Source organism: Streptomyces sp. CNT360, from assembly GCF_000424785.1.
Genome location: NZ_AUKO01000001.1, coordinates 99,885 through 125,390, shown reverse-complemented (window position 1 = coordinate 125,390; position 25,506 = coordinate 99,885). Strand labels below are relative to the sequence as shown.

Here is a 25,506-nt window from a genome sequence, read left to right as displayed (position 1 = left end):
GAACCGCTTCTGTGTACATGTACCTGACATGCCGGAGTCGTGCTTCCGTGGCTGCGGGGCCTCTCGGCCCGGCTGGGATCGGCGGTGTCATCGATCGCCTCCCGGAAGGCCGAGATCCCCGATGCCGCACCTCCAGGTGTCTTCGCAGGAGCAGGCAAGCCAGCAGGAGAGGAGAAGGGCGGCGGCCGCACTCGGCCGCCGCCGCTTCCTGACCGTCACATCGGCCGCGGCCGCGCTGGCCTTCGCCACCGACCTGCCGGGCAGCGCCCGGGCTTCCGAGGCGGACGCGCGGACGGCGGTGAAGTCCGACCCGTTCACGCTGGGTGTCGCCTCGGGCGACCCGCTGCCCGGTGCCGTCGTGCTGTGGACCCGGCTGGCGCCCGAGCCCTACGAGACGGGCGGCGGACTGCCCACGGCCCGTCTCGCTGTCGAGTGGGAGATCGCGCACGACCGCCGCTTCCGCCGCGCCGCCCGCCGGGGCCGGGCCACCGCGCACCCCGAGCTGAACCACTCGGTGCACGTGGAGGCCGAGGGTCTGGGCCCCGACCGCGTGTACTACTACCGCTTCCGGGCCGGACGCTGGACCAGCCCCGTCGGCCGCACCCGCACCGCGCCCGCCGCCGGTGCCGACCTGAACGAGCTGCGGCTTGCCGCCGTCTCCTGCCAGGCGTACCACGACGGCTACTACACGGCCCACCGCCACCTCGCCGAGGAGGACGTGGACCTGGTCTTCCACCTGGGCGACTACCTGTACGAGTACGCCGTCGACGCGCACGGCGGCGCCCGCAAGTACACCGACCGCACCGTGCCGGCGCTCTTCGACCGCGAGACGGTGACGCTGGAGGACTACCGGCTGCGGTACGCGCTCTACAAGTCCGACCCGGACCTGCGCGCCGCCCACGCCGCCCACCCGTTCCTGGTCACCTGGGACGACCACGAGACGGAGAACAACTACGCGGGGGACACCCCCGAGAAGGGTGGCTCCTCCACGGACTTCCTGGTCCGCCGGGCCGCCGCCTACCGTGCGTACTGGGAGAACCAGCCGCTGCGCCGCCCGCAGCGCCCGCACGGCTCCGACATGCGTCTCTACCGCAGGCTGCGCTTCGGGAAGCTGGCCCAGTTCGACATCCTCGACACCCGCCAGTACCGCTCGGACCAGGCCTACGGCGACGGCGCCCAGCGCCCCGGACCCGAGTCCGAGGACCCCCGGCGCACCATGACGGGCGCCGCCCAGGAGCGCTGGCTGATCGACGGCTGGCGGGTGTCGGACACCCTGTGGAACGTGGTGCCGCAGCAGGTGACGTTCTGCGAGCGCCGTACCGACGACACCCCTGGATACAAGGTCAGCATGGATGCCTGGGACGGCTACCCGGCCTCTCGCGAGCGGCTGCTGGCGGGCGCCGAGTCGGCCGGCGTGGAGAACCTGATGGTGCTCACCGGGGACGTGCACAAGGGGTACGCGTACGACATCAAGCGCGACTTCGGCGACCAGAAGTCCCGCACGATGGGCACCGAGATCGTCGCCACCTCGGTCACCAGTGGCAAGGACGGCGAGGACAAGCCCGCCGACCACGACGCCTACACAGGCGCGAACCCGCACATGAGGTTCTACAACGGCCGCCGCGGCTATGTGACCGTGCGGCTGGACAAGCGCCAGGGGCGGGCCGACTTCCGTACGGTCTCCGCCGTGACGGAACCCGGAGCACCGGTCGGCACCGCCGCCTCCTTCGTCACCGAGGTGGGCGCGCAGGGACTGCGGGAGGTGTGAGGAGGATCCGTCCGGAGGCCCGGTAGGGGAGCCCCCGCGGCGGCCCGGCTGAGGGGGGCCGGAAGGTTGACAGGGGCGAAAGCGACGTAGGTAGCGTCTGAACATGGCAACGCTGTTCAGGAAGGTGCTCGCCACGCTGCCCCGGCTCGGTGTGCAGGTCCTCGACCTGGGCCCGGGAGCTGCCGTGATCTCCCGGCGTGGCGGCTGGACCGCGAGAAGGGCCGGTGCGGGGGCGTGGCTGGTCGGCAGGGAGCGGGCGGCCACCTCCGCTGGGCGGCCGGACGCTCCGGCGGGCACGTGGGGCCTGCCCCAGGCGGCCGCGGGCAGTTCGTGCGCCCGGCATGTGGCCGGGCTGCTGGCCCGCTACGGGGTGAACTGCGTCTTCGACGTCGGCGCCAACAAGGGGCAGTACGGCACCCGGCTGCGGCGGCACGGGTACCGGGGCAGGATCGTCTCCTTCGAGCCGGTCCCGGAAGCCCTGGAGCGACTGCGCGAGGTCGCCGAGCAGGACCACGACTGGCGGGTCCACCCCTGCGCGCTGGGCCGTGAGGAGTCGGTCGAGAGCATGCATCTGGGCTGGAAGACCATGAACTCTCTGCTGGAGCCCAGTGCGTACGGGCGGCAGCGCTACAAGCGGTTCGCCGACACCGGCCCCACCACACAGGTGCGGGTCCGGCGGCTGGATCAGGTCATGGACGAGGCGCTGGAAGGTCTCGCGGAACCGCGCCCCTTCCTGAAGATGGACACGCAGGGCTACGACATGGAGGTCTTCGCGGGTGCCGGGGACCGTATCGACGCGTTCGTCGGGATGCAGTCGGAGGTCGCCGCGCTGCGGCTGTACGAGGGCGGTCCGGGCATGGCCGAGGCCCTGGCCGCGTACGAGGACGCCGGCTTCGGGGTCACCGGAATGTATCCCGTGACGCGCGAGGAGACCACGGGGCGGGTCGTCGAGTTCGACTGCGTCATGGCGCGGGCGGAGCAGGCCGCCGCGGCTCCCGGAACGTGAGACGGCTCCAGGGCGGGATGCCGGTGCCCGCCGCCACCGGGGAAAGGCCGGCGCCGGGGCGGCCCGCGCTCGTCCCACGGGGTTCCGTATCGTGAGACGCGTTGGGGCGTGGCGGTGCGTTCGTGCCACACTGCGCTCGTGCCCTCGTTCGTCATGATTATTGGCAGCAGGCGCGCCGGTCCGCAGTGACCGACTGCCGTGGAATGACCCGCACGGCGGCGGCCACCGAGCCCCAGACCCGCGCGCAGACCTCTCGCACCCGCGAGAGGTTTTTTCGTTTTCCGGCCCACCCGGCAGGAGGCGGACGCCGCGAGGGATGATGGGGGCAAGTGGAGCGCTTCCTTCCGCAACCACTGAACCCAGCAGGAGCCACCAGCCATGACACTCCGGACCCCTGACGACAGCTTCCACGTCTTCGACACCACCCTGCGTGACGGAGCGCAGCGCGAGGGCATCAACCTGACCGTCGCCGACAAGCTGACCATCGCCCGCCACCTGGACGAGTACGGCGTCGGCTTCATCGAAGGGGGCTGGCCGGGCGCCAACCCGCGGGACACCGAGTTCTTCGCCCGCGCCCCGCAGGAGATCGACTTCCACAACGCGCAGCTCGTCGCGTTCGGCTCCACCCGCAGGGCGGGCGTCCCCGCGCAGATCGACCCGCAGGTCAAGGGACTCCTCGAATCCAAGGCACCGGTGGTCACGCTGGTGGCCAAGGCACACGACAGGCACGTCGAGTTGGCTTTGCGCACCACCCTGGAGGAGAACCTGTCGATGATCGCCGACACCGTCGGCCACCTGCGGGAGAAAGGCCGCCGGGTCTTCGTCGACTGCGAGCACTTCTTCGACGGCTACCAGGACAACCCGGAGTACGCGAAGCAGGTCGTACGCACCGCGCACGAGGCCGGCGCCGACGTCGTGGTGCTGTGCGACACCAACGGCGGCATGATCCCCGCCCGCATCCAGGCGGTCGTACGCACCGTCGCCGCCGACACCGGCGCCCGGCTGGGCATCCACGCGCAGGACGACACCGGCTGCGCCGTCGCCAACACCCTCGCCGCGGTGGACGGCGGGGCCACCCACGTCCAGTGCACCGCCAACGGGTACGGCGAGCGCGTCGGCAACGCCAACCTCTTCCCCGTGGTGGCCGCCCTGGAGCTCAAGTACGGCAAGCGCGTGCTGCCCGAGGGCGCGCTGGCAGAGACCACGCGCGTCTCGCACGCTGTCGCCGAGGTCGTCAATCTCACCCCCTCCACGCACGAGCCCTACGTCGGCACCTCCGCGTTCGCCCACAAGGGCGGCCTGCACGCCTCCGCGATCAAGGTCGATCCGGACCTCTACCAGCACATCGACCCCGAACTGGTCGGCAACACCATGCGGATGCTGGTCTCCGACATGGCCGGCCGCGCCTCCGTGGAGCTCAAGGGCAAGGAGCTGGGCTACGACCTGAGCGGCGACCGCGAACTGGTGGGCAGGGTGGTCGAGCGCGTCAAGGAGCAGGAGCTCAAGGGCTACACGTACGAGGCCGCCGACGCCTCCTTCGAACTGCTGCTCCGCGACGAGGTGCACGGCGGCGCCGCCGGCAGCGCGCCCCGTTTCTTCCGCGCGGAGTCCTGGCGCACCATCGTCGAGCAGCGGCCCGACGGGGAGCAGGTCAACGAGGCGACGGTGAAGCTGTGGGCCAAGGGCGAGCGGATCGTCGTCACCGGTGAGGGCAACGGCCCCGTCGACGCGCTGGACCGGGCGTTGCGGGCCGGCCTGGAGCGCATCCACCCGGAGCTGGCGCGGCTGGACCTGGTCGACTACAAGGTCCGCATCCTGGAGGGCACCCACGGCGCCGCCTCCACCACGCGGGTGCTGCTGTCCATGAGCGACGGCAGCACGGAGTGGACCACCGTCGGCGTCGGGGACAACGTGATCGCCGCCTCCTGGCAGGCGCTGGACGACGGGTACACCTACGGCCTGCTGCGCGCCGGTGTGAGGGCACACGACTGAGCGCCCCTCCAGCGGTACGGAGCGGGGTGCCGGATCAGGTGCGCGGCGGCGTCAGGGACTGGTCGAAGTGGTCGCGCACGTGGCCCAGCACCACGTCCCGGGCCACACCCGGCAGCCCCACCACCAGGTGGGTGCCGAAGCCGTCGAGGAGGGCGCGGGTGCGGGTGGCGAACCGGTCGGCGTCCACCGCGGCGAACTCCCCGGCGGCCGCGCCCTCGACCAGCAGCGCCACCAGGTCCCGGTGCCAGCTCAGCTCCAGCTCCAGCTGGCGGGCGCGTACCTCGTCGTCGCCCGACTGCGAGCGGTTCCACACCTCCAGCCACAGCGCCCAGTGCGGGTCGCGGTGGCCGTGCGGAAGGTAGAGCTCCACCAGCGCGTCCAGCCGCTCGCGGACCGGCGTCCGGCGGGCGAGCGCGGCCCGCCGTTCGGCCCCGAGCTGCTCCTCGCTCCACTGCAGGGTCTGCAGCAGCAGCTCGTCCTTGGTCTTGAAGTAGTAGACGAGGTGGCCGCTGCTCATGCCGACCTCGCGGCCGAGCGCGGCCATCGTCAACCGGTCCAGGCCGCGCTCGGCGATCATCTCCATGGCGGTGGCCAGCAGTTGTTCGCGCGGCTGCGCGGCACGCCTGCGGCCGCCCCGGGGACGCGCACCGTCGCGCGCCGGGCGTGTGCTCCCCGTCTCTGTGGCCACTGCCGCGCTCCTCAGCTGTCCCTTCGGCCCGGCCTGCCAGCCTAACCGGGGCGGTTCACGGCCGCGGCTGCTGCTGGGTGATGCAGTGGATGCCCCCGCCCGCGGCGAACACGGTACGGGCGTCCACCAGCGTGACCGTCCGCTGCGGGAAGAGGCGGCGGAAGATCCCGGCGGCGTGCTCGTCGCGCGGGTCGGCGAAGCCGCACAGCACGACACCGCCGTTGCACAGGTAGTGGTTGACGTAGGAGTAGTCGACCGGCTCGCCGTCCTCGGTGTGGGTCACCGTGGGGGCGGGCAGCTCCACGACCTCCAGCTCCCGGCCGCGCGCGTCGGTGGCGGAGCGCAGCAGCCCGACCGTCTCCTTGCACAGGTCGTGGTCGGGGTGGTCGGGGTCGGGCTGGGTGTGGGCCACTACGACGCCGGGCGCGACGAACGCGGCCACCAGGTCGACGTGGCCGCGGGTGCCGAAGGGGCCGTAGTCGGCGGTCAGCCCGCGCGGCAGCCAGATCGCCTTCGCGGTGCCGAGCCGCGCGTGCACCTCGGCCTCCACCTCCTGGTGCGTCCAGCCCGGGTTGCGCTCGGGGCCGAGCTGCACGGTCTCGGTCAGCAGCACGGTGCCCTGGCCGTCCACATGGATGCCGCCGCCCTCGTTGACCAGCGGGGAGGAGCAGATGGGCGCGCCCGCCTGCTGGGCGACGAACGCGCCGATCAGCCGGTCCTGCTCCCAGCGGGCCCACTCCTGGGCGCCCCAGCCGTTGAAGGTCCAGTCCACGGCCGCCAGCCTGCCGCCCTCGGTGACGAAGGTGGGGCCGATGTCGCGCATCCACGCGTCGTCCAGCCGGCGGCCGACCACCTCGATGCCCGGGCCGAGCTGCTCGCGCGCCCCGGCCGCGTCGCCGGGGCGGGCGACCATGGTGACCGGCTCGAACCGGTGGACGGCGCGGGCCACCCGCGCCCACGCGGCGCGGGCCTCGGCCAGCGCCTGTGCGTCCTCGAAGGTGGGGTTGGGTCCCGGCCAGGCCATCCAGGTGCGCTCGTGCGGCGCCCACTCGGCAGGCATGTACGGGGCGGCGGGCGTGGCGGTGCTCATGGCAGGGCGTTCCTTGGAGTGCTCGAAGGAGACGGGGGTCAGAGGAAGTAGAGGCGGTTGAGGGAGACACTCTCGGCGGGCTCGGAGCGCAGCGGCGCGCCGTCCAGCGTGACCAGACCGGTCAGCTGGTCCACGTCGACCGTGCCCAGCCTCGTGTTGTGCACCAGGTCGGCGGGGCCGATGCCGCGGGTGCCCCGGACGGCGCTACGGCGCCGCCGCGTCGGCAGCGTGTCGCCGCCCTGCTCGACGGCCGCCCGGGAGACGAACGCCACCGACAGCTCGGCCGGCGCGGCTCCGTGGCCGCCGAACAGCGGGCCCAGCACCAGCGGTTCGCTGGTGTCGGTCGCCGCGTTGGGGTCGCCTGTGACACCCCAGGCGGGGAAGCCGGACTTGAGGACCATCTGCGGCTTGGCCCCGAAGTAGGCGGGATGCCACAGCACGATGTCCGCCATCTTGCCGGGCTCGATGGAGCCGATCTCGTGCGCGAGGCCGTGCGCGAGGGCCGGGTTGAGAGTGAGCTTGGCGATGTAGCGCAGCACCCGCGCGTTGTCGTCCCCCGCGCCGGTGCTGCTGTCGGTGCCGTCCGCATCGCCCAGTTCCGCCTTGAGCTTGGCCGCCATCTGGAAGGTGCGCCGCACCGTCTCGCCCGCGCGGCCCATCCCCTGCGCGTCGGAGGAGGTGATGCCGATGGCGCCCAGGTCGTGCAGCACGTCCTCGGCGCCCATGGTGCCTGCGCGGATGCGGTCGCGGGCCATCGCGGCGTCGCCGGGCAGGTCGGTCTTCAGGTCGTGCACCGAGACGATCATTCCGTAGTGCTCGGCGACCGCGTCCCGCCCGAACGGCAGCGTCGGATTGGTGGAGGAGCCGATGACGTTGGGCACGCCCGCCATCCGCAGCACGTTGGGGACGTGGCCGCCGCCGCAGCCCTCGATGTGGAAGGCGTGGATGGTCCGACCCTCCAGCACGGCGAGGGTGTCCTCCACGGCGAGGGCCTCGTTCAGCCCGTCGCTGTGCAGCGCGACCTGGACGTCGTGCTCCTCGGCCACCCGCAGCGCGGTGTCCAGGGCGCGGTGGTGGGCGCCCATGTCCTCGTGCACCTTGAAGCCGCAGGCCCCGCCCTCGGCCAGCGCCTCCACCAGGGGTGCGGGGTGCGAGGAGGAGCCGCGGCCCAGGAAGCCGATGTTGACCGGCCAGGCGTCGAACGCGGAGAACGCGTGCCCCAGCGCCCACGGCGAGTTGACGCCCACGCCCCACACGGGTCCGAACTCCTGGCCGATGATGGTGGTGGTACCGGAGGACAGCGAGGCCTCCATGATGCGCGGCGAGAGCAGGTGGACGTGGGTGTCCACGGCGCCGGCCGTGGCGATGAGGCCCTCACCGGAGACGATCGAGGTGCCGGTGCCGACCACGACGTCCACCCCGTCGACCGTGTCCGGGTTGCCCGCCCGGCCGATCGCGTGGATGCGGCCCCCGCGGATGCCGACGGACACCTTGCGGATGCCCTGCACCGCGTCGATGACCAGCACGTTGCTGATGACCACGTCGCAGGTCTCGCGGACGGCGGCCGCCTTCAGGTGCAGCCCGTCGCGGGCGGTCTTGCCGAATCCGGCCAGGAACTCCTCGCCGGGGCGCTGGGAGTCCGACTCGACGCGGACGACGAGTCCGGTGTCGCCCAGCGCGACCCGGTCGCCCGCGCGGGGCCCGTGTACCGCCGCGTACTCGCGCGGGTCCGCGCTCATGCTTCGTCCTCCTCGGGATGCGGGGGGTGGGCAGCGGGCCCGGCGCCCAGGTAGCCGCAGGCCGCGGCGCGGCGCAGTGCCTCCGCACGGGCGCCGGGCGCGTCCAGCGGGCCGTCCACCAGCCCGGCGAAGCCGATCGCGATCCTCTCGCCGCCCAGCGGGAGGAGACCGACCTCGCAGACTCCGCCGGGGTCGAAGCGGACCGACGAGCCCGCCGGGACCGCGAGCCGCATGCCGTAGGCGGCGGCGCGGTCGAAGTCGAGGCGCGGGTTGGCCTCGAAGAAGTGGAAGTGCGAGGTGACGCTGACCGGCACGTCGGCGGTGTTGCGCACGCTCAGCGTCACCTCGGGCGGCGCCGGGGCATACGCCGCGTCGGTGCCCTCCCCGGGTGCGGCGGGCAGTATGGCGCCGGGCACCTCTTCTGTGGCTTCCGTGGCTTCCGTGGCTTCTGTGGCTTCCGTGCTGGATTCCGTGCTGGCGGCACCGATGGGGGAGGGGACGACGGCGAGCCGGGAGCCGTCGTCGAAGACGGCTTCCACCTGGATCTCGCCCAGGACCGCGGCCACGCCGGGCAGCACGTCGTCGGGGCCGAGCACGGCCCGTCCGGCCGCGACGGCGTCGGCGAGGCGCAGCCCGTCGCGGGCCGCCTCGCAGACGGTGTCGGCGATCAGCGCCGTGGCCTCCGGCACGTTCAGCCGAAGACCCCTGGCCCTTCTGGCGCGTGCCAGTTCGGCGGTGCCGAAGATCAGCAGGCGGTCTCTCTCGGTCGGCCCCAGCCGCACGTCCGTCCACCTTCCGTGTGCCTTGCGGATGCCCGACCAGCATTTAGAGCAGCACTCAAATAGTCAAGTCTTCGTTGCCCCCATTGACCCGACGGTTGAGCATGCTTCAGATTGAGCGCTCCTCAAACAAGTGCCGGACTCTCAGGGAGCACCATGCAGATCGAGCAGCACGGCGTCGACGTCATCCCCGAAGCCGAGCGCACGAGCCGACCCCGCGACATCGTGAGCTTCCTCCTCGGCTCCAACCTCGCGCTCGGTGTCGTCATCTTCGGCTGGCTGCCGGTCTCCTTCGGGCTCGGCTTTCGGGCCGCCGCCTCCGCGATGGTCCTGGGTACCCTCGTCGGCACCCTGCGGTCGCCCCGCTCGCCCTGGTCTCGCTGCGTACCGCGACCAACCTGTCCACCAGCAGCGGCGCCCAGTTCGGCGTCCGCGGCAGGCTGCTGGGCTCCGCCCTCGGCCTGCTGCTCTCGCTCGGTTACACCGCCCTGACCCTGTGGGTGGGCGGGGATGCGATGGTCGGCTCCCTGGCACGGCTGTCCGGGCTGCCCGACTCGGCCGCCGCCTACGCGCTCGTCTACGCCGTGCTCGCCGTGTGCACGGCCGTGTGCGCCGTCTACGGCTACCGGCTGCTGCTGAGGCTCAGCCGTGTGCTGGCCATCGGGATGACGGCGCTGCTGGCCGTCGGACTGATCGCCTACGCACCGCAGTTCACGACCCGGCCCCCCACCGGGAGCAGTTACCTGCTGGGCGACTTCTGGACGACATGGCTGCTGGCCGTGGTCGCCGCCGGGCTCAGCGGCCCGATGGCCTTCATCACGCTGCTGGGCGACTACACCCGCTACATCTCGCCGTCCCGCCACTCCGGCCGCCGGGTCTACCTGACGACCTGCGGCGGACTGGTCCTGGGCCTGCTCGTCCCGCAGCTCTTCGGCACCTTCACCGCCGTCGCCGTGGACGCCGCGACCGACTACGCGGGCCCCCTCGTCGCGCAGGCACCGTTGTGGTTCCTGGTCCCGCTGCTGCTCGCCGCCTCGCTCGGTTCGGTCGGCAACGCCGGTCTGATGCTCTACTCGATGGGCCTCGACCTGGACGCCATCGTCCCGCGTACCACCCGCACCCGGGCCACCTGGACCGTCGCGGGGCTGGCCACCCTCCTGGTCTACCTCGGCCACTTCGTGTGGGAGGCGCAGGACGCCATGACGGCCTTCGTGCTGCTGCTGACCGCGGTGGGCACCCCGTGGGCGGTGATCGTGCTGATCGGGCACGCCCGCTGCCGGGGCGTCTACGACGCCGACGCGCTGCAGGTCCTCAACCGGCGCTCCGTCGGCGGCCGCTACTGGTTCTCCGCAGGGTGGAACGTCCGCGCCACCGTGGCCTGGGCCATCGGCTCCGGCGTCGGCCTGCTGGCCGTCGACACGCCGCTGTACACCGGTCCGCTCGTGGCGGAGCTGGGCGGCTTCGACCTCAGCTTCCTGCTCTCGGCCGCCGTCACCGCCGCGGTCTTCGCGCTGGTGACGGCGGGCGCGCCGGGCCGCCCGCCGGTCGAGGCGCCCGCGGCGGACGCGACACCGGAGCCGGAAGAGGCGGCGGATCCGCCGAAGGCCACCGCCTGACCTGCCCGTCTTCTGTCCGGCGGTGCGGCGGCCCGCGCCGGGCGGCGGAACCGGTAGCCTCCGCTTCCGGTAACCGGCCCGGTTGCTGTGGAGTCCCCACAGCAACCGGGGCCTGTGATGAGAGGTTCCGCTGCTTGGGCCGGCCGGGCCCTCCCGGGTTCTGTCCAGCGCTGCCATGAATCCGCCGCGGAGACTGTACGGATCCGACGACGGTGATGCGGCCCCTTGTTTCGTAGGGTCTATACATGACCGATCCGTCCCAGCCGTCGCACCGCACCGACGAGGCCGCGCCGGGCGCCGTTCCGGCGCAGGACACCCGCGGGCGCGTCGCCGAACTGCACGCGATCCGTGCACAGGCGTTCCAGGGCCCCAGTGAGAAGGCGACCGAGGCGCAGCACGCCAAGGGCAAGCTGACCGCCCGCGAGCGTATCGACCTGCTGCTGGACGAGGGCACCTTCCGAGAGATCGAGCCGCTGCGCAGGCACCGCGCGACGGGCTTCGGGCTGGAGGAGAAGAAGCCGTACACGGACGGCGTGATCACCGGCTGGGGCACCGTCCACGGCCGCACCGTCTTCGTGTACGCGCACGACTTCCGGATCTTCGGCGGCGCGCTGGGCGAGGCCCACGCAACCAAGATCCACAAACTGATGGACAAGGCCATCGCGGCGGGCGCGCCGCTGGTCTCCCTCAACGACGGGGCCGGCGCCCGCATCCAGGAGGGCGTCGCGGCCCTGGCCGGGTACGGCGGCATCTTCCAGCGCAACACCAAGGCCTCTGGCGTCATCCCGCAGATCAGCGTGATGCTCGGCCCGTGCGCGGGCGGCGCCGCCTACAGCCCGGCGCTGACCGACTTCGTCTTCATGGTCCGCGACACCTCGCAGATGTTCATCACCGGGCCCGACGTGGTCGAGGCGGTGACCGGCGCCACGGTGACCCAGGACGGACTGGGCGGCGCGGACGTGCACGCGGCGACCTCCGGCGTGGCGCACTTCGCCTACGACGACGAGGAGAGCTGCCTGGAGGAGGTCCGCTACCTCCTCTCCCTGCTGCCGCAGAACAACCGCGAGAACCCGCCGTCCGAGCCCACCGACGACCCGGCCGAGCGGCGCGGCGACGCGCTGCTCGACCTGGTGCCCGCCGACGGCAACCGCCCCTACGACATGCGCAAGGTGGTCGAGGAGCTCGTCGACGACGGGGAGTTCCTGGAGGTGCACGAGCGCTGGGCGACCAACATCATCTGCGCGCTGGGGCGGATGGACGGCGAGGTCGTCGGCATCGTCGCCAACCAGCCGCAGTCGCTGGCCGGGGTGCTGGACATCGAGGCCAGCGAGAAGGCCGCCCGCTTCGTGCAGATGTGCGACGCCTTCAACATCCCGATCCTCACGCTGCTGGACGTCCCCGGCTTCCTCCCGGGCGTCGACCAGGAGCACGGCGGCATCATCCGGCACGGCGCCAAGCTGCTGTACGCGTACTGCAACGCGACCGTGCCGCGTATCTCCGTCGTCCTGCGCAAGGCCTACGGCGGCGCCTACATCGTGATGGACAGCCAGTCCGTGGGCGCCGACCTGACCTACGCCTGGCCGACCAACGAGATCGCGGTGATGGGCGCCGAGGGCGCCGCCAACGTGGTCTTCCGCCGCCAGATCGCCGCCGCCGACGACCCCGAGGCCATGCGGGCCCGCATGGTCAAGGAGTACAAGGCCGAGCTGATGCACCCCTACTACGCCGCCGAGCGCGGCCTGGTGGACGACGTCATCGACCCGGCCGAGACCCGCGAGGTGCTGATCAGGTCCCTCGCGATGCTGCGCAGCAAGCACGCCGACCTGCCGTCACGCAAGCACGGCAACCCTCCGCAGTGATGGGAGCACAGATGAACGAGACCCCCAAGGAGTCCGCCAGTACCGGCTCCGCCGCCACCGCCGGTGACGTGGTGCGCGTGGAGAAGGGCCAGGCCAACGCCGAGGAGCTGGCCGCGGTGACCGCGCTGCTGCTGGCCCGCGCCGCCGCCTCCTCGCACGCGGACAGGACGCCCGCCCACGGGCGCTCCACCCGCGCGACGAAGGCCGGATGGCGCCGGCTGGAGCGACAGCACGGCTTCCGCGCCCCGCACAGCTGGCAGGGCTGATCCACCACCGGCTCGCCCGGCCCGCCGCGCCCGCGGGCCGGGCGGTGGCCGGTCCGCGGAGTGGATCCGCTGAGAATCGATCGGCGTGAGCCGGTTCGCCGGCAGGCCGACGGGGCAGAGAAACGACCGAGGCGCGTGCCGGAACCCCGGGGACAGGGTTCCGGCACGCGCCTCGGTGTGGTGTGCGCGGGGACCGACCCGCGCGGGCGGGGCCGCGCCTCAGCTCGCGACGGGCTCGGAGTCCATCAGGACGGTGCGGCGCGGGTTGGCGGTCCGGGCCGGCAGGGCCGTGTCCGCTTCTGCCGCCTCCTGCGCCGCGTCCGCCTCGACCGCGTGGGTCGTCAGCTCGTCGGCGTCCTTCAGGTGCGCCAGGGTGGTGCGCTGCGGGTTGGCTATCTTGCCCATGGTCAGCGTGGACTTCACTGGATGCCCTTACCTCGCTCGGCTTGTCATTTCAGGATGAGATGTAAACGCCGAGACTAGGCCCGCTATTCCCCGCCGGAACGTGACCTAGGCAACGCCCGGCGTGTGAGTTTGCTCACGAGGCCGTTACCAAAACAGACATAAGTAATCGTCGAATCCAGCTTCTTAATCGGGCACAGCGGGCCAACCGGAGCATTCCGTGCGTGACGCCGGTCTCGCGCTTTCGGTGGCCCGCTGAGGCGGCGTGCGCCTCGGGTCGGGAGGAATCCGACATTCCGTGGCCGGTTCTCGACGCACCGTAAGTGCGTGCGTGCGGAAGGTTACTGATCTTCGGGGGTTATCCACAGCCCTTGTTGGAGGTCCGGCACTGTGCTGGAATTCCACGGACCGCCGCAGGACGAAACAGACCGGCGCGCGTCGGACGCAGGAAGCGGCGCCGCGCGACGGAGATGAGGGGACGCGCCGGTCATCACGACCGCCCTGGGGGCCTGGGACCCCCACGACTCGATACCGTCCCGCCGCCGTGACGGGGGACGCCTGGTCCAGAGGTTGCGACGCTAGTGCAGGGACGTTTCAAGAGGGATGGCAGCGCCGAGGGAGCCCCGGAGGCGCGCGGCTCAGCCGGCCGCGGGTCCCAGCCCGGGCGCGCCCAGGACGGCGGGCCCACCGGTGGTGGCCAGGGCGTGCCCTCCGGCCGGCAGGTGAACGGCGAGCAGGGCGCCGCGGTGGCCCCCACGGGCGCCGCCGAAGCGAGCGGCAAGCCCGCGAAGCCTGGCCGGACCGCGAAGAACGAGAAGGGCGACAAGGCAGCCAAGACAGCCAAGAACGGCAAGGCTGCCAAGGGCGACAAGGCCGGGAAGAACGAGAAGGCCGGCAACGTCGGTAACGTCGGTAAGAATGGCAAGGCTCCCGAGGCGCCGGCCGCTCCCGACCCCGGCTCCCGCATGGCCCTGCGCAACTGGCGCATCAGCACCCGCCTCGTCTCCCTCCTCGCCCTCCCGGTCATCGCCGCCACCACGCTCGGTGGGCTGCGCATCTCGGACTCGCTGCAGAACGTCGACCAGCTCGACAACATGAAAGACCTCACCGAGATGACGGAGCAGGCCACCAAGCTGGCGGCCGCGCTCCAGGAGGAACGGGACCGCTCGGCAGGCCCGCTGGTCAGTACGGGGAATGAGAAGGACGACGTCGTCGTCGGCGCCCGCCAGGACACCGACGAGGCGTTCCAGTCCTTCAAGGAAGCCACCGGCGACATCGACGGCAGCGACAAGGTGATGGCCGGGGTCCAGTCCACCGTCCTGGACATCACCCGTCAGCTCACCGCGATCAACACGATCCGCGAGCGCGCCTACGAGAACCCGGAGTACGTCTCCCAGACGGTCACCACCTACAACCAGCTCATCGAGTCCCTGCTCTCCCTCTCGCAGGACATGGCGCAGGCGACGAGCAACTCGGAGATGATCAACTCCACCCGTGCGCTGGCCGCGTTCTCCAGCGCCAAGGAGTACGCCTCCATCCAGCGCGCGATCATCTCGGCCGGACTGGCCCACCAGCCCACACCCAAGCTCTCCGAGAGCGACCGGCTCTTCGCCCGGACCGCCACCGACAGCGAGGGGGCCGAGCTCGACAGCTTCGGCCAGATCTACGGCGCCGGGGAGACCGACGACCTCCTCAAGCCCCTCGGCGGCGACGACGTCAACGTCGTCATGGCGAACAAGTACCGCGACCGGATGCTGCACGGCCCGGACGCCATCAAGAAGCAGAGCCGCACCTACGTCGACTGGATGGACCAGGACGAGTCCAAGATCGCGGCGATGGACAAGATCGAGCAGACGCTGCTGGAGAAGATGGAGCAGCAGGCTCGTGAGCTGCGCTCCGAGGCTCAGCGCGAAGCGCTCATCAGCGGTGCCATCATCCTGCTGGTCCTGGGCATCTCGCTGGTCGGCGCCTTCGTCGTGGCCCGCTCCATGGTCCGCTCCCTGCGCCGCCTCCAGGACACCGCGCAGGACGTCGCCCGCAAGCGGCTGCCCGAGCTGGTCAAGCAGATGTCCGAGGCGGAGCCGCAGGACGTGGACACCTCCGTGGAGTCCGTCGGCGTGCACAGCCGGGACGAGATCGGCAAGGTGGCCTCCGCGTTCGACGACGTCCACCGCGAGGCCGTCCGGCTCGCCGGTGAGCAGGCGCTGCTGCGGGGCAACGTCAACGCGATGTTCACCAACCTCTCGCGCCGCAGCCAGGGCCTGATCCAGCGTCAGCTCTCGCTCATCTCCGAGCTGGAGTCCCGCGAGGCCGACCCCGACCAGCTCTCCTCCCTCTTCAAGCTCGACCACCTGGCCACCCGCATGCGCCGCAACGGTGAGAACCTGCTGGTGCTCGCCGGTGAGGAGCCCGGCCGTCGCTGGACCCGCCCGGTCCCCCTGGTCGACGTGCTGCGCGCCGCCGCCTCCGAGGTGGAGCAGTACGAGCGCATCGAGCTCAACTCCGTCCCGGCGACCGAGGTCGCGGGCCGCGTCGTCAACGACCTCGTGCACCTGCTCGCCGAGCTGCTGGAGAACGCCACCTCGTTCTCCTCGCCGCAGACCAAGGTCAAGGTCACCGGCCACGCCCTGCCCGACGGCCGGGTCCTCATCGAGATCCACGACACCGGTATCGGGCTCTCGCCCGAGGACCTGTCCGCGATCAACGAGCGGCTGGCCGCCCCGCCGACGGTCGACGTCTCCGTCTCCCGCCGCATGGGCCTGTTCGTGGTCGGCCGCCTCTCCCTGCGGCACGGCATCCGCATCCAGCTCCGCCCCTCCGACTCGGGTGGCACGACCGCGCTGGTCATGCTCCCCGTCGACATCGCCCAGGGCGGCGCCAAGGGCCGTCCCGGCGCCCCCGGCGGCCAGTCGGGCCCGCCGCCCGCCCAGGCGCGCGGCGGCAGCAAGAGCGGCAACCTCGCAGCCGCGCTCCAGCGTGGCCCCCAGCAGAACGCGCCGGGCGCGCCGAGTCCCGGCGCGGGCTCCGGCCCGGCCGCGGGCAACCCCGGCCCTGGTACGGGAGCCGGCGCGGGCGCCTCGGGGACGTCGCGACTGGGCGCGCTGCCCACCCGCGGCCAGAACGGCGGCGGCTCGCGCGCTGCGCTGCCCGGCGGGCAGGGCGCCTCCGGCGGCAGCGCCGTCAACTTCTTCGGTGCGCCGCCCAATCCGGGCCGGCCGGGTCAGGCCCCCGCCGGCCCCGGCGGTGCGACGGACGGCACCCCGCCGCTGCCCACCCGCGGCGGCCCCGCGGCCCAGCTCCCGGGCGGCACCGGCCGGCCCGCGCAGCCGGGCGCCGACGACTCCTTCGCCCCGCCCCGGTCGGGTGGCCCGGCGGACACCGGTGCGTACGCGCAGCCCGGTTCGCCGGCCGAGGGTCCGGGCAGCACGAGCGAGATCCCGCGGGTCACCCCTGACGGTCCCGCCGAGACGGGCCGGTACGCCCAGTTGAGCGGCCCGCAGGACGAGGCCGGGGGCAGCACGAGCCAGTTCCCGCAGATCGGTGCGGGCGACTCCGCCCGCACGGGCCCGTACGCGCAGCCCGGTTCGCCGGCCGAGGGTCCGGGCAGCACGAGCGAGATCCCGCGGGTCACCCCCGACGGCCCCGCCGACACGGGCCCGTACCCCCGACCGGGCACGCCCGAGGGCACGGGGCAGTTCCCGCTGCCGGGTGGTCCGCAGGGCACCGGCCAGTTCGCGCGGCCGGGTGGCCCGCAGAACACGGGGCAGTTCCCGCAGCCGGGCACCTCGCCCGAGAGCACCGGCCCGTACGCGCAGCCGAACGGTCCGGAGCGCACCGGCCGGTTCCCGCAGCCGGGCGGCCCCGAAGGCACCGGCCAGTTCCCGCAGCCCGAGCCGGGCGGCCCCGCCGAGACGGGGCAGTTCGCGCTGCCCGCCTCGGGCGACTCCGACCGTACGGGGCCGTACGCGCAGCCGGGTACGCCGTCCGAGGGCACGGGCCGGTTCCCGCAGCCGAACGGTCCGGAGCGCACCGGCCAGTACGCGCGGCCCGGCACCCCGGAGACCACCGGTGCGTTCCCGGCGCCGCAGCAGCCCGACGGCCCTGCGGACACGGGTACGTACCCGCAGCCCGGTTCCCCCGCGGACACCGGTGAGTACGCGCAGCCGTCCGGCTCCGACGAGCCGGGCCACCCGGGACACTCCGGCTACCCCCTGGCGGGCGGCGCGGCGGACACCGCGCCCCACCGTCCGAGCTGGGCCCGCCCGGAGCAGGGCCCGGGCGGCGCCGACGCCCCGCGCGGGCACGACGAGCCCGAGAACACCGGCGAGCACGCCCGGCCCCACCAGGCCGGCGCCGGCTTCGACGGCGGCATACCCTCGGGGCCCCCGGCCCCGGACGACGCGCCGACCCCGATCTTCGCGTCGATGGAGTCCAACTGGTTCCGCGGTGCGGCCCAGCCCCCCGGGCAGCCGCAGCAGCACCAGCCCCGGCCGGACCGGACCGACGGCACCGACGGTGCGGACAGCAGCGGCTGGCAGCCCCCGACGCCGGCCTCCGGACCGTCCGTCCCGCGGCCGGGGCAGCCCGCCTCGGCCGTGCCCCCGCTCCCGCAGCGCCGCGCCACCCCGGGCACCCCGGCGGGCGACGCCGCACCGGCCAACGGGACGGCACCCACCGGCGGCAACGCCCCCGTCGCAGGGCCCTCGCTCGCCGTGGGCGACACATTGCACGGCGGCAACTGGGGGGCCACGCCCAACGACGAGCAGTGGCGGCAGGCCGAGCAGCTCCGCCAGCCCGCCGCGGGCGGTGTCACGACCTCCGGTCTGCCGCGCCGCGTACCCCGCGCCAACCTGGTCGCGGGCACCGCACAGCAGCAGTCCACCGCCCAGTCCGGTCCACAGGTCTCCCGCTCGCCCGATGACGTGCGTGGCCGGTTGACCAATCTCCGCCGCGGCGTCCAGCAGGGCCGACAGGCCGGCACGGACCCCCGCGGCGCAGGTCCCACCTATCAGCAGGAGCGTTAGTTGAGTCCGATGAGCCAGGCGGCGCAGAATCTGAACTGGTTGATCACCAACTTCGTGGAGAACACCCCAGGGGTTTCCCACACGGTGGTGGTCTCCGCCGACGGCCTGCTGCTGGCCATGTCGGAGGGCTTCCCGCGTGACCGTGCCGACCAACTGGCGGCGGTCGCCTCCGGCCTGACGTCGCTGACCTCGGGTGCGTCGCGCATCTTCGAGGGCGGGGTGGTCAACCAGACGGTGGTGGAGATGGAGCGCGGCTTCCTGTTCATCATGGCCATCTCCGACGGCTCGTCACTGGCCGTCCTCGCCCATCCGGAGGCCGACATCGGCCTGGTCGGCTACGAGATGGCGCTCCTGGTGGACCGTGCTGGAAGCGTACTGACTCCGGATGTCCGCGCGGAACTCCAGGGCAGCATCCTCAACTGATCGACACGCTCCCCGCACCTGAGCCACACAGTCCGTCCGCCGACCCCATGCCTCGCTCGGAGGAGCCATGACCCCGCCGCCCGCCTCGCACGACCCGTACGGCGCGTACAACTCCCATGCGCCGTACGGTGGCGAGGGCGACCAGCCGCTGGTGCGTCCCTACGCCATGACGGGCGGGCGCACCCGGCCGCGCTACCAGCTCGCCATCGAGGCACTCGTGAGCAGCAACGCGGACCCGATGCAGTTGCAGGGGCTGCTTCCGGAGCACCAGCGGATCTGCCACCTGTGCCGGGAGGTCAAGTCGGTCGCGGAGGTCTCCGCGCTGCTCGCCATCCCGCTGGGAGTGGCCCGCATTCTCGTCGCCGACCTCGCCGAAGCCGGCATGGTGGCCATCCACCAGCCGGGCAGCGCCTCGGACCCGGGCGGCGCCCCCGATGTGACGTTGCTGGAAAGGGTGCTCAGTGGACTTCGCAAGCTCTAGCCCGCAGATGGACCCGACAGGGCCCCGGCCGGCCCCGCCGATGGGCGCGATGGATCCCCCGGTCCCGACGGGTGCCATGGAACCGCAGGCTCAGCAGGGGTACGGGATTCCCGCGGCTGCCCGTTCGACGACCTCCGCGAAGATCGTGGTGGCCGGCGGTTTCGGCGTGGGCAAGACGACCTTCGTCGGCGCCGTCTCGGAGATCAACCCGCTGCGCACCGAGGCCGTGATGACCTCCGCCTCGGCCGGTATCGACGACCTCACCCACACCGGTGGCAAGACGACCACCACCGTGGCCATGGACTTCGGCCGCATCACGCTCGACGACGACCTGATCCTGTATCTGTTCGGTACGCCGGGTCAGGACCGGTTCTGGTTCATGTGGGACGACCTGGTGCGCGGTGCGATCGGCGCGGTGGTGCTGGTGGACACCCGCCGGCTTGCGGACTGCTTCCCGGCGGTGGACTACTTCGAGAACAGCGGGCTGCCGTTCGTGATCGCGCTCAACGGCTTCGACGGTCACCAGCCCTACTCCCCGGAAGAGGTCCGCGAAGCTCTCCAGATCGGGCCCGGTACCCCGATCATCACCACGGACGCCCGGCAGCGGGCGGACGCCAAGAGCGGGCTGATCACACTGGTCGAGCACGCGCTGCTGGCTCGTCTCAGCTAGCGCCGCCGCGCGCCGTACCGCGGACCGTACGAACGGCCGCGCGTCAAGCTGTGTTTTTCGCCATGTGCGGGAACTCGCACGGCCTCACGTTCATAACGTTTCGAGCGAGAAACACACTCGGACGAACACGGCGGGCGCGCAGAACGTCTCGCTCTGCGTACGGAACCCGCGCCATTTGGCGTCGCACGGCCCCAATGCCCGTTTTCCGCTCGCCCGCCGTGTGCTGCTTCCCGGCGCTCCCGTAGCCCTCCGTAATCCGCCAGGTGTTTGGACGGGGCGGCCCTGACGTGCTGGAATTCCCTGAACTCAGCAGTAGTGCAGGCGCGGCACGACCGAGGGCGCCGCACGCCGAGAGGTGAGAAGTCGAGTGAGGCGAAGGACCAGGGGTACGCCGGGCCCGGAACCGGAGGGCGCCGCGGGGGGCGGTACGGCGGCGTCGAGGGGCAACTTCACCCCACCGCCGCGTCCCACCCCGCCGCGCGGGGCGCAGGGTGGCCCGGCCGCCCGGCCGGTGCCCGCCACCGGCCCGGGCAGCCGGTGGTCGGCGCGCAACTGGCGGGTGGCCACGCGGCTGAACGCGATCCTGCTCATACCCGTGCTCGTCGCTCTCGTGTTCGGCGGGTTCAAGGTCCAGTCGGACATCTCCGCCTGGCAGGACGCCAAGGAGGCCCAGCGTACGGCGCAACTGGTCGAGGCGGCCGCCGACTACGGCAACGCCCTCATCGACGAGCGGGACCGTACCGCCGAGCCGCTGCTGCAGGACAAGAAGGGCAGCTCCGAGGTCAAGAAGGCCAGGGACGCGACGGACACGGCCGCGAAGAGGTTCCACCGCGCCGCCTCCCATCTGCCGGACAACCCCGGTCTCAAGCGCCGGCTCGCCGCGTTCGAGAAGGTCGAGCCGAAGCTGGCCGCCCTGCGCACCGGCGCGTTCTCCAAGGATCTGACCGGGGTGGAGACCGAGGAGGGGTACGTCGACGTCCAGCACCCGCTGATGGAGTTCTCCAACGAGCTGGGTCTGGGCACCGGCAACGTCACCTCCTACGGGCGCACCGTCTACGCCATCTCGCTGGCCAAGGCCGCCGAGTCCCTCCAGCGCTCCCTGGGAACCCATCTGCTGATCGAGCCGGGCCCGTCCGCCAAGGACAAGGAGGCCCAGCTCACCGCGCTGGCCTCGTACCACTACCTGGAGCGCATCGCGCTGGGTGAGTACAGCTCCGGTGGCCGGCCCGAGGACGTGGACCTGCTGAAGAAGGAGACCGCCAAGGCCAAGGCGGCCGGCGCCCGGAAGCTCGACGAGGCACGTGAGCAGGCCGCCTCCCAGGACAAGAAGTTCGTGGCTCCGCCCTCCATGGACGCCATGGTCAAGGCGATCGGTTCCGGGGCGAGCGCGTCGGAGCTGAAGTCCAAGGGCATCACCACCGACAGCTGGTTCGCCACCTCCACGGCGACGTTCGACGCCTACCGCGCCGTGGAGTCGCAGCTGACCCGCGACGCCGTGCAGGAGACCGAGAACATCGCTTCGGACGCCCGCCGTGACGCGCTCGTCAATTCGGCGATCGTGCTGGTCGCCCTGTTGCTTGCCTTCTTCGTCGCGGGCCGGATGGCCCGCTCGATGAGCCTGAACATGCGGGCGCTGCGGACGGCGGCCTTCGACGTCGCCCAGCAGCGGCTGCCGATGCTCGTCGACCAGCTCTCCCGCACCGACCCGGGCCGGGTGGACACCCGTGTGGCGCCCATCCCGCTCACCAGCAGGGACGAGATCGGGGAGATCGCCCGCGCGTTCGACCAGGTGCACCGCGAGGCGGTACGGCTCGCGGCCGAGCAGGCCATGCTGCGCGGCAACGTCAACGCGATCTTCACCAACCTCTCGCGCCGCAACCAGGGCCTGATCGAAAGCCAGTTGGGCCTGGTGACCGAGATGGAGAACAGCGAGGCCGACCCGGACCAGCTCGAAAAGCTCTTCCGGATGGACCACCTGGCCACCCGCATGCGCCGCAACGGCGAGAACCTGCTGGTGCTCGCGGGTGAGGAGCCCGGCCGCCGCTGGACGGAGCCGGTGCCGCTGGTCGACATCCTGCGCGCCGCCTCCTCCGAGGTGGAGCACTACGAGCGCATCGAGGTCACCGGCATCCCGGAGACGGAGATCCACGGTCAGGTCGTCAACGACCTCGTCCACCTGCTCGCCGAGCTGCTGGAGAACGCGGCCTCCTTCTCCTCGCCGCAGTCGAAGGTGCGGGTGACCGCCACCCGGCTGCCGGACGGCCGGATGATGGTCGAGATCCACGACAAGGGCATCGGGCTGACCGCGGAGGACTTCGCGGACATCAACCACAAGCTCGCCAACCCGCCGACCGTGGACGCCGCCGTCTCCCAGCGCATGGGCCTGTTCGTGGTCGGCCGCCTTGCCGACCGGCACGGTATCCGCGTCCAGTTGCGCCCGTCGGGCGAGCAGGCCGGTACCACCTCGCTGGTCATGCTGCCCGACGCGATCACACACGGCGGGGGAGGGGAGCAGCGCCCCGAGGAGCAGTTCACCGTCTCGCGGATCGTCCCCGAGCACCAGCAGCCAGCGCCTGCGCGCCCCGCGGCCGAAGGCTCCCGCTCCGCCGCCGAGCTGGGTTTCGACGACACCCGCTACAGCGGCGACCGCGGCTCCACGGGGCGGGCGAGGCTGCGCGAGGAGCGCCGGGCCGCGCTGGAGCCCCCGCAGGGCCGGACCCCGGGCGCCGGGCAGGTCCCCGGACAGCAGCAGCCGCACGCCGCGCCGGGCGGACCGCACGGACCGCACGGGTATGACCTGCAGTTCGACCAGCAGCACGGCGGGCAGCCGGGGCAGGACCAGCAGCCAGGCCCCGCGCCGCAGGAGTACGCCCGTCAGGCGTACGACCCGCAGGGGCAGCCCCTGGGCGCCTACGGGCAGCCGGTGGACCCCTACGCGCCGCGGGGCGGCTACCCGCAGGGGAGCGAGCCGACGGGCGAGATCGCCGCGCAGCAGTACACGGGTCCGGGCCCTGAGCAGGGGTTCGGCCGCCAGGACGAGAGCTACGACCCCTTCGCGCAGGGCGGAGCGGCCGACGGGGCCGGGCAGCCCTACGCGGACGGGTACGGCGCACCCTGGGACGGCACCGCGGACGCCGGTGCCGGCGGCTTCGAGCAGCAGGCGGCGGCGCCCCAACAGGCCCCGTACGACGGCCAGTACGGCTCGGCGCAGCCGCAAGCGGAATCTTCCGCCGGCATTCCCGAGGGGGAGTCCGAACGCGTAGGCTTCGACCGTCCGGGCCCCCTCCCGAGCAGCTACCGTTCCACCACCGGCGTGGGTCTTCCCCGCCGTGAGCCGGGACGATCGCCGCAGGAGGGCGGGCCGGGGGCGGGGCACCAGTCTTCGGCGCCGGGCCGGCCGGCCCCGTCCGAGGCGACCACGCAAGGGGCCTCACCGCAGGGAACCGGAACGCCCCCGCGGAATGAGAACGACGAACTCTGGGACAGGGCAGGGCAGTTGCGCGACCCGCAGGCCGGCGGCGTCACCTCCTCCGGTCTGCCCCGGCGGGTGCCCAGGGCCAACCTGGTCGCGGGCGCCGCGGAGGAGGGCCCGCAGGGCGGGCCCGCGGTCTCCCGTGCACCGGAGGATGTGCGGGGGCGGCTGAGCAACCTGCACCGCGGTGTCCGCCAGGGGCGCACGGCGGGCGACGGCAACCAGAACGACCGACAGGGCTTCGGCCCCGGCAGCACCTACGATCAGGAGCGTTAGTGTGAGCCCGATGAGCCAGGCGGCGCAGAACCTGAACTGGTTGATCACCAACTTCGTGGAGAACACCCCGGGGGTCTCCCACACGGTGGTGGTCTCCGCCGACGGACTTCTGCTCGCGATGTCCGAGGGCTTCCCGCGAGACCGCGCCGACCAACTGGCGGCGGTCGCCTCGGGGCTGACCTCGCTGACCTCGGGTGCGTCCCGCATCTTCGAGGGCGGGGTGGTCAACCAGACGGTGGTGGAGATGGAGCGCGGCTTCCTGTTCATCATGGCCATCTCCGACGGTTCCTCGCTGGCCGTCCTCGCCCATCCGGAGGCCGACATCGGCCTGGTCGGGTACGAGATGGCGCTGCTGGTCGACCGCGCGGGAGGCGTCCTGACCCCGGATCTGCGGGCGGAACTGCAGGGCAGTCTTCTCAACTAGGGCACAACTGGCCCGCGGCCGTGCGCATCGCGTCCGAGCACCATAAGGTGCCGGGAGCGCAGACGGCCGTATGTCCGTGAGTCGGAGGAGGAAACGTGGCAACGCCCCCAGGAGGTCCGTCGTCGTACGGCAGTGGTCATGCCGACCAGCCGGAGGACGTCCAGTCGGCCGCGGCCCCGGGCGGGGACGCACCGTTCCTGAACCGTTTCAACTTCCCCTCGGCGCCCAGCGAACACGTCCGGCGCCCTGCCGGCCCCGGCGACCGCCGCCCGACTCCGCCGCAGCCGCCCCGTCCCCACCAGGGGCAGCAGCCGCAGCACGGCACCCAGCACCAGGGGGAGCAGCCGCACCACGGACAGCCGTACCAGGGGCAGCAGGCGCCCGAGCAGGCACAGCCGCAGCCGGAACAGGGGCCTCAGCCCCACCCCGCGCAGCAGCCTCAGCAGCACCAGCCGCCGCAGCAGCGGCGGCCCCAACAGACCCGCATCCAGCCGGTGCAGCCCACCCACGGTGAGATGGCCGCCGCCAACGAGAGCGGCGCCGACCAGGCGCCGCCTCCCCAGCAGCCGCTGGTGCGTCCGTACGCCATGACGGGTGGCCGGACCCGTCCCCGCTACCAGCTCGCCATCGAGGCACTGGTGCACACCACGGCAGACTCGTCGCAGCTCCAGGGCCAGCTCCCGGAGCATCAGCGGATCTGCCGCCTGTGCTACGAGATCAAGTCGGTCGCCGAGATCTCCGCACTCCTGACCATCCCGCTCGGCGTCGCCCGGATCCTCGTCGCCGACCTGGCCGAAGCCGGGCTCGTGGCCATCCACCAGCCCGGTGGCGACGAGACCACCGCCGACGGCCAGCCAGACGTGACACTGCTCGAAAGGGTGCTCAGTGGACTTCGGAAGCTCTAGCGCCGGGCCCGTCGGGGGTACGACAGCCCGTTCGACGACCTCCGCGAAGATCGTGGTGGCCGGCGGTTTCGGCGTGGGCAAGACGACCTTCGTCGGCGCCGTCTCGGAGATCAACCCGCTGCGCACCGAGGCTGTGATGACCTCCGCCTCGGCCGGTATCGACGACCTCACGCACACGGCCGACAAGACGACCACCACCGTGGCCATGGACTTCGGCCGCATCACGCTGGACCAGGACCTGATCCTGTATCTGTTCGGTACGCCGGGTCAGGACCGGTTCTGGTTCATGTGGGACGACCTGGTGCGCGGTGCGATCGGCGCGGTGGTGCTGGTGGACACCCGCCGGCTTGCGGACTGCTTCCCGGCGGTGGACTACTTCGAGAACAGCGGGCTGCCGTTCGTGATCGCGCTCAACGGCTTCGACGGTCACCAGCCCTACTCCCCGGAAGAGGTCCGCGAAGCTCTCCAGATCGGGCCCGACGCCCCGATCATCACCACGGACGCCCGGCACCGCGGCGACGCCAAGAGCGCTCTGATCACGCTGGTCGAGCACGCACTGATGGCGCGGCTGCGCTAGTCGTCCGCAGCGGCACGGGACGGCCGGGGCGGGCGCGGCGGCCCCGCCC

The 25,506-nt window shown here is 72.4% G+C and carries 18 protein-coding genes and 1 pseudogene; 14 read left to right on the top strand and 5 right to left on the bottom strand.

Going from position 1 to position 25,506, the window contains the following annotated elements:
• Positions 1-121: 121 nt before the first annotated feature.
• The 3 genes from H297_RS0100545 (at position 122) to cimA (ending at position 4,766) form a co-directional block, all read left to right on the top strand.
• On the top strand, positions 122-1,768 hold the full coding sequence (locus tag H297_RS0100545) for an alkaline phosphatase D family protein (RefSeq protein WP_027735452.1): 1,647 nt from the start codon (positions 122-124) through the stop codon (positions 1,766-1,768).
• Positions 1,769-1,871: 103 nt separating this feature from the next.
• On the top strand, positions 1,872-2,774 hold the full coding sequence (locus H297_RS0100540; RefSeq protein WP_037792444.1) for an FkbM family methyltransferase: 903 nt from the start codon (positions 1,872-1,874) through the stop codon (positions 2,772-2,774).
• A gap of 378 nt (positions 2,775-3,152) precedes the next feature.
• Positions 3,153-4,766: a citramalate synthase gene (cimA, locus tag H297_RS0100535; RefSeq protein WP_027735450.1), complete on the top strand. Its 1,614-nt coding sequence runs from the start codon at positions 3,153-3,155 to the stop codon at positions 4,764-4,766.
• Positions 4,767-4,800: 34 nt separating this feature from the next.
• Here the strand turns inward: cimA and H297_RS0100530 are convergent, their stop codons facing one another.
• Genes H297_RS0100530 through ureA form a run of 4 tightly spaced genes read right to left on the bottom strand, consistent with a single transcriptional unit; the run spans position 4,801 to position 9,065 of the window.
• A complete protein-coding gene (locus H297_RS0100530; RefSeq protein WP_027735449.1) occupies positions 4,801-5,454 on the bottom strand; it encodes a TetR/AcrR family transcriptional regulator in 654 nt (217 codons plus the stop codon).
• 55 nt (positions 5,455-5,509) lie between these two features.
• The gene (locus tag H297_RS0100525; RefSeq protein ID WP_027735448.1) at positions 5,510-6,544 is read right to left on the bottom strand and encodes an agmatine deiminase family protein; all 1,035 of its coding nucleotides are present in this window, start codon (positions 6,542-6,544) and stop codon (positions 5,510-5,512) included.
• A gap of 38 nt (positions 6,545-6,582) precedes the next feature.
• Positions 6,583-8,283, bottom strand: coding sequence for an urease subunit alpha (locus H297_RS0100520; protein WP_027735447.1), 1,701 nt, complete (start codon positions 8,281-8,283; stop codon positions 6,583-6,585).
• Positions 8,280-9,065 carry an urease subunit gamma gene (gene ureA, locus H297_RS0100515; RefSeq protein WP_027735446.1) on the bottom strand — a complete coding sequence of 262 codons (786 nt, stop codon included), beginning with the start codon at positions 9,063-9,065 and terminating at the stop codon, positions 8,280-8,282. The genes H297_RS0100520 and ureA overlap by 4 nt, the downstream gene beginning before the upstream one ends.
• Before the next feature lie 153 nt (positions 9,066-9,218).
• Here ureA and H297_RS33705 point away from each other — a divergent pair.
• From H297_RS33705 to H297_RS0100500, 3 genes and pseudogenes are all read left to right on the top strand, one after another.
• Positions 9,219-10,678: pseudogene (locus tag H297_RS33705) on the top strand (cytosine permease).
• 245 nt (positions 10,679-10,923) lie between these two features.
• A complete protein-coding gene (locus tag H297_RS0100505; RefSeq protein WP_027735445.1) occupies positions 10,924-12,537 on the top strand; it encodes an acyl-CoA carboxylase subunit beta in 1,614 nt (537 codons plus the stop codon).
• A gap of 11 nt (positions 12,538-12,548) precedes the next feature.
• Entirely contained in the window at positions 12,549-12,803 is a 255-nt protein-coding gene (locus H297_RS0100500) for an acyl-CoA carboxylase epsilon subunit (protein ID WP_051351376.1), read from the top strand.
• Positions 12,804-13,022: 219 nt separating this feature from the next.
• Here H297_RS0100500 and H297_RS0100495 read toward each other — a convergent pair whose 3' ends face one another.
• The gene (locus H297_RS0100495; RefSeq protein WP_027735443.1) at positions 13,023-13,226 is read right to left on the bottom strand and encodes a hypothetical protein; all 204 of its coding nucleotides are present in this window, start codon (positions 13,224-13,226) and stop codon (positions 13,023-13,025) included.
• 560 nt (positions 13,227-13,786) lie between these two features.
• Between H297_RS0100495 and H297_RS0100490 the strand changes: the two genes are divergently transcribed.
• The 8 genes from H297_RS0100490 to H297_RS0100455 all read left to right on the top strand — a co-directional run bounded on the left by H297_RS0100490 (position 13,787) and on the right by H297_RS0100455 (position 25,457).
• Positions 13,787-18,229: a nitrate- and nitrite sensing domain-containing protein gene (locus tag H297_RS0100490; RefSeq protein ID WP_027735442.1), complete on the top strand. Its 4,443-nt coding sequence runs from the start codon at positions 13,787-13,789 to the stop codon at positions 18,227-18,229.
• Positions 18,230-18,238: 9 nt separating this feature from the next.
• Entirely contained in the window at positions 18,239-18,652 is a 414-nt protein-coding gene (locus H297_RS0100485) for a roadblock/LC7 domain-containing protein (protein WP_037792443.1), read from the top strand.
• Positions 18,653-18,719: 67 nt separating this feature from the next.
• Positions 18,720-19,133 (top strand): DUF742 domain-containing protein, encoded by a 414-nt coding sequence (locus H297_RS0100480; protein WP_027735440.1) that lies wholly within the window; start codon positions 18,720-18,722, stop codon positions 19,131-19,133.
• A gap of 76 nt (positions 19,134-19,209) precedes the next feature.
• Positions 19,210-19,803, top strand: coding sequence for a GTP-binding protein (locus H297_RS0100475; protein WP_027735439.1), 594 nt, complete (start codon positions 19,210-19,212; stop codon positions 19,801-19,803).
• Between the two features lie 367 nt (positions 19,804-20,170).
• On the top strand, positions 20,171-23,551 hold the full coding sequence (locus tag H297_RS0100470; protein ID WP_027735438.1) for a nitrate- and nitrite sensing domain-containing protein: 3,381 nt from the start codon (positions 20,171-20,173) through the stop codon (positions 23,549-23,551).
• A gap of 10 nt (positions 23,552-23,561) precedes the next feature.
• The gene (locus H297_RS0100465) at positions 23,562-23,975 is read left to right on the top strand and encodes a roadblock/LC7 domain-containing protein (RefSeq protein ID WP_037792627.1); all 414 of its coding nucleotides are present in this window, start codon (positions 23,562-23,564) and stop codon (positions 23,973-23,975) included.
• A gap of 95 nt (positions 23,976-24,070) precedes the next feature.
• Complete coding sequence (locus tag H297_RS40950; protein WP_027735436.1) at positions 24,071-24,880, top strand: DUF742 domain-containing protein; 810 nt, start codon at positions 24,071-24,073, stop codon at positions 24,878-24,880.
• Positions 24,861-25,457, top strand: coding sequence for a GTP-binding protein (locus H297_RS0100455; RefSeq protein ID WP_078513645.1), 597 nt, complete (start codon positions 24,861-24,863; stop codon positions 25,455-25,457). Before H297_RS40950 ends, H297_RS0100455 begins: the two co-directional genes overlap by 20 nt.
• Positions 25,458-25,506: the final 49 nt, after the last annotated feature.

Excerpts from the sequence above, each read along its gene's own strand:
- H297_RS0100545 (WP_027735452.1), top strand. The coding sequence starts at position 122 with ATGCCGCACCTCCAGGTGTCTTCGCAGGAGCAGGCAAGCCAGCAGGAG.
- H297_RS0100540 (WP_037792444.1), top strand. The coding sequence starts at position 1,872 with ATGGCAACGCTGTTCAGGAAGGTGCTCGCCACGCTGCCCCGGCTCGGT.
- cimA (WP_027735450.1), top strand. The coding sequence starts at position 3,153 with ATGACACTCCGGACCCCTGACGACAGCTTCCACGTCTTCGACACCACC.
- H297_RS0100525 (WP_027735448.1), bottom strand. The coding sequence starts at position 6,544 with ATGAGCACCGCCACGCCCGCCGCCCCGTACATGCCTGCCGAGTGGGCG.
- H297_RS0100520 (WP_027735447.1), bottom strand. The coding sequence starts at position 8,283 with ATGAGCGCGGACCCGCGCGAGTACGCGGCGGTACACGGGCCCCGCGCG.
- H297_RS0100505 (WP_027735445.1), top strand. The coding sequence starts at position 10,924 with ATGACCGATCCGTCCCAGCCGTCGCACCGCACCGACGAGGCCGCGCCG.
- H297_RS0100500 (WP_051351376.1), top strand. The coding sequence starts at position 12,549 with ATGAACGAGACCCCCAAGGAGTCCGCCAGTACCGGCTCCGCCGCCACC.
- H297_RS0100485 (WP_037792443.1), top strand. The coding sequence starts at position 18,239 with ATGAGCCAGGCGGCGCAGAATCTGAACTGGTTGATCACCAACTTCGTG.
- H297_RS0100480 (WP_027735440.1), top strand. The coding sequence starts at position 18,720 with ATGACCCCGCCGCCCGCCTCGCACGACCCGTACGGCGCGTACAACTCC.
- H297_RS0100475 (WP_027735439.1), top strand. The coding sequence starts at position 19,210 with ATGGAACCGCAGGCTCAGCAGGGGTACGGGATTCCCGCGGCTGCCCGT.
- H297_RS0100465 (WP_037792627.1), top strand. The coding sequence starts at position 23,562 with ATGAGCCAGGCGGCGCAGAACCTGAACTGGTTGATCACCAACTTCGTG.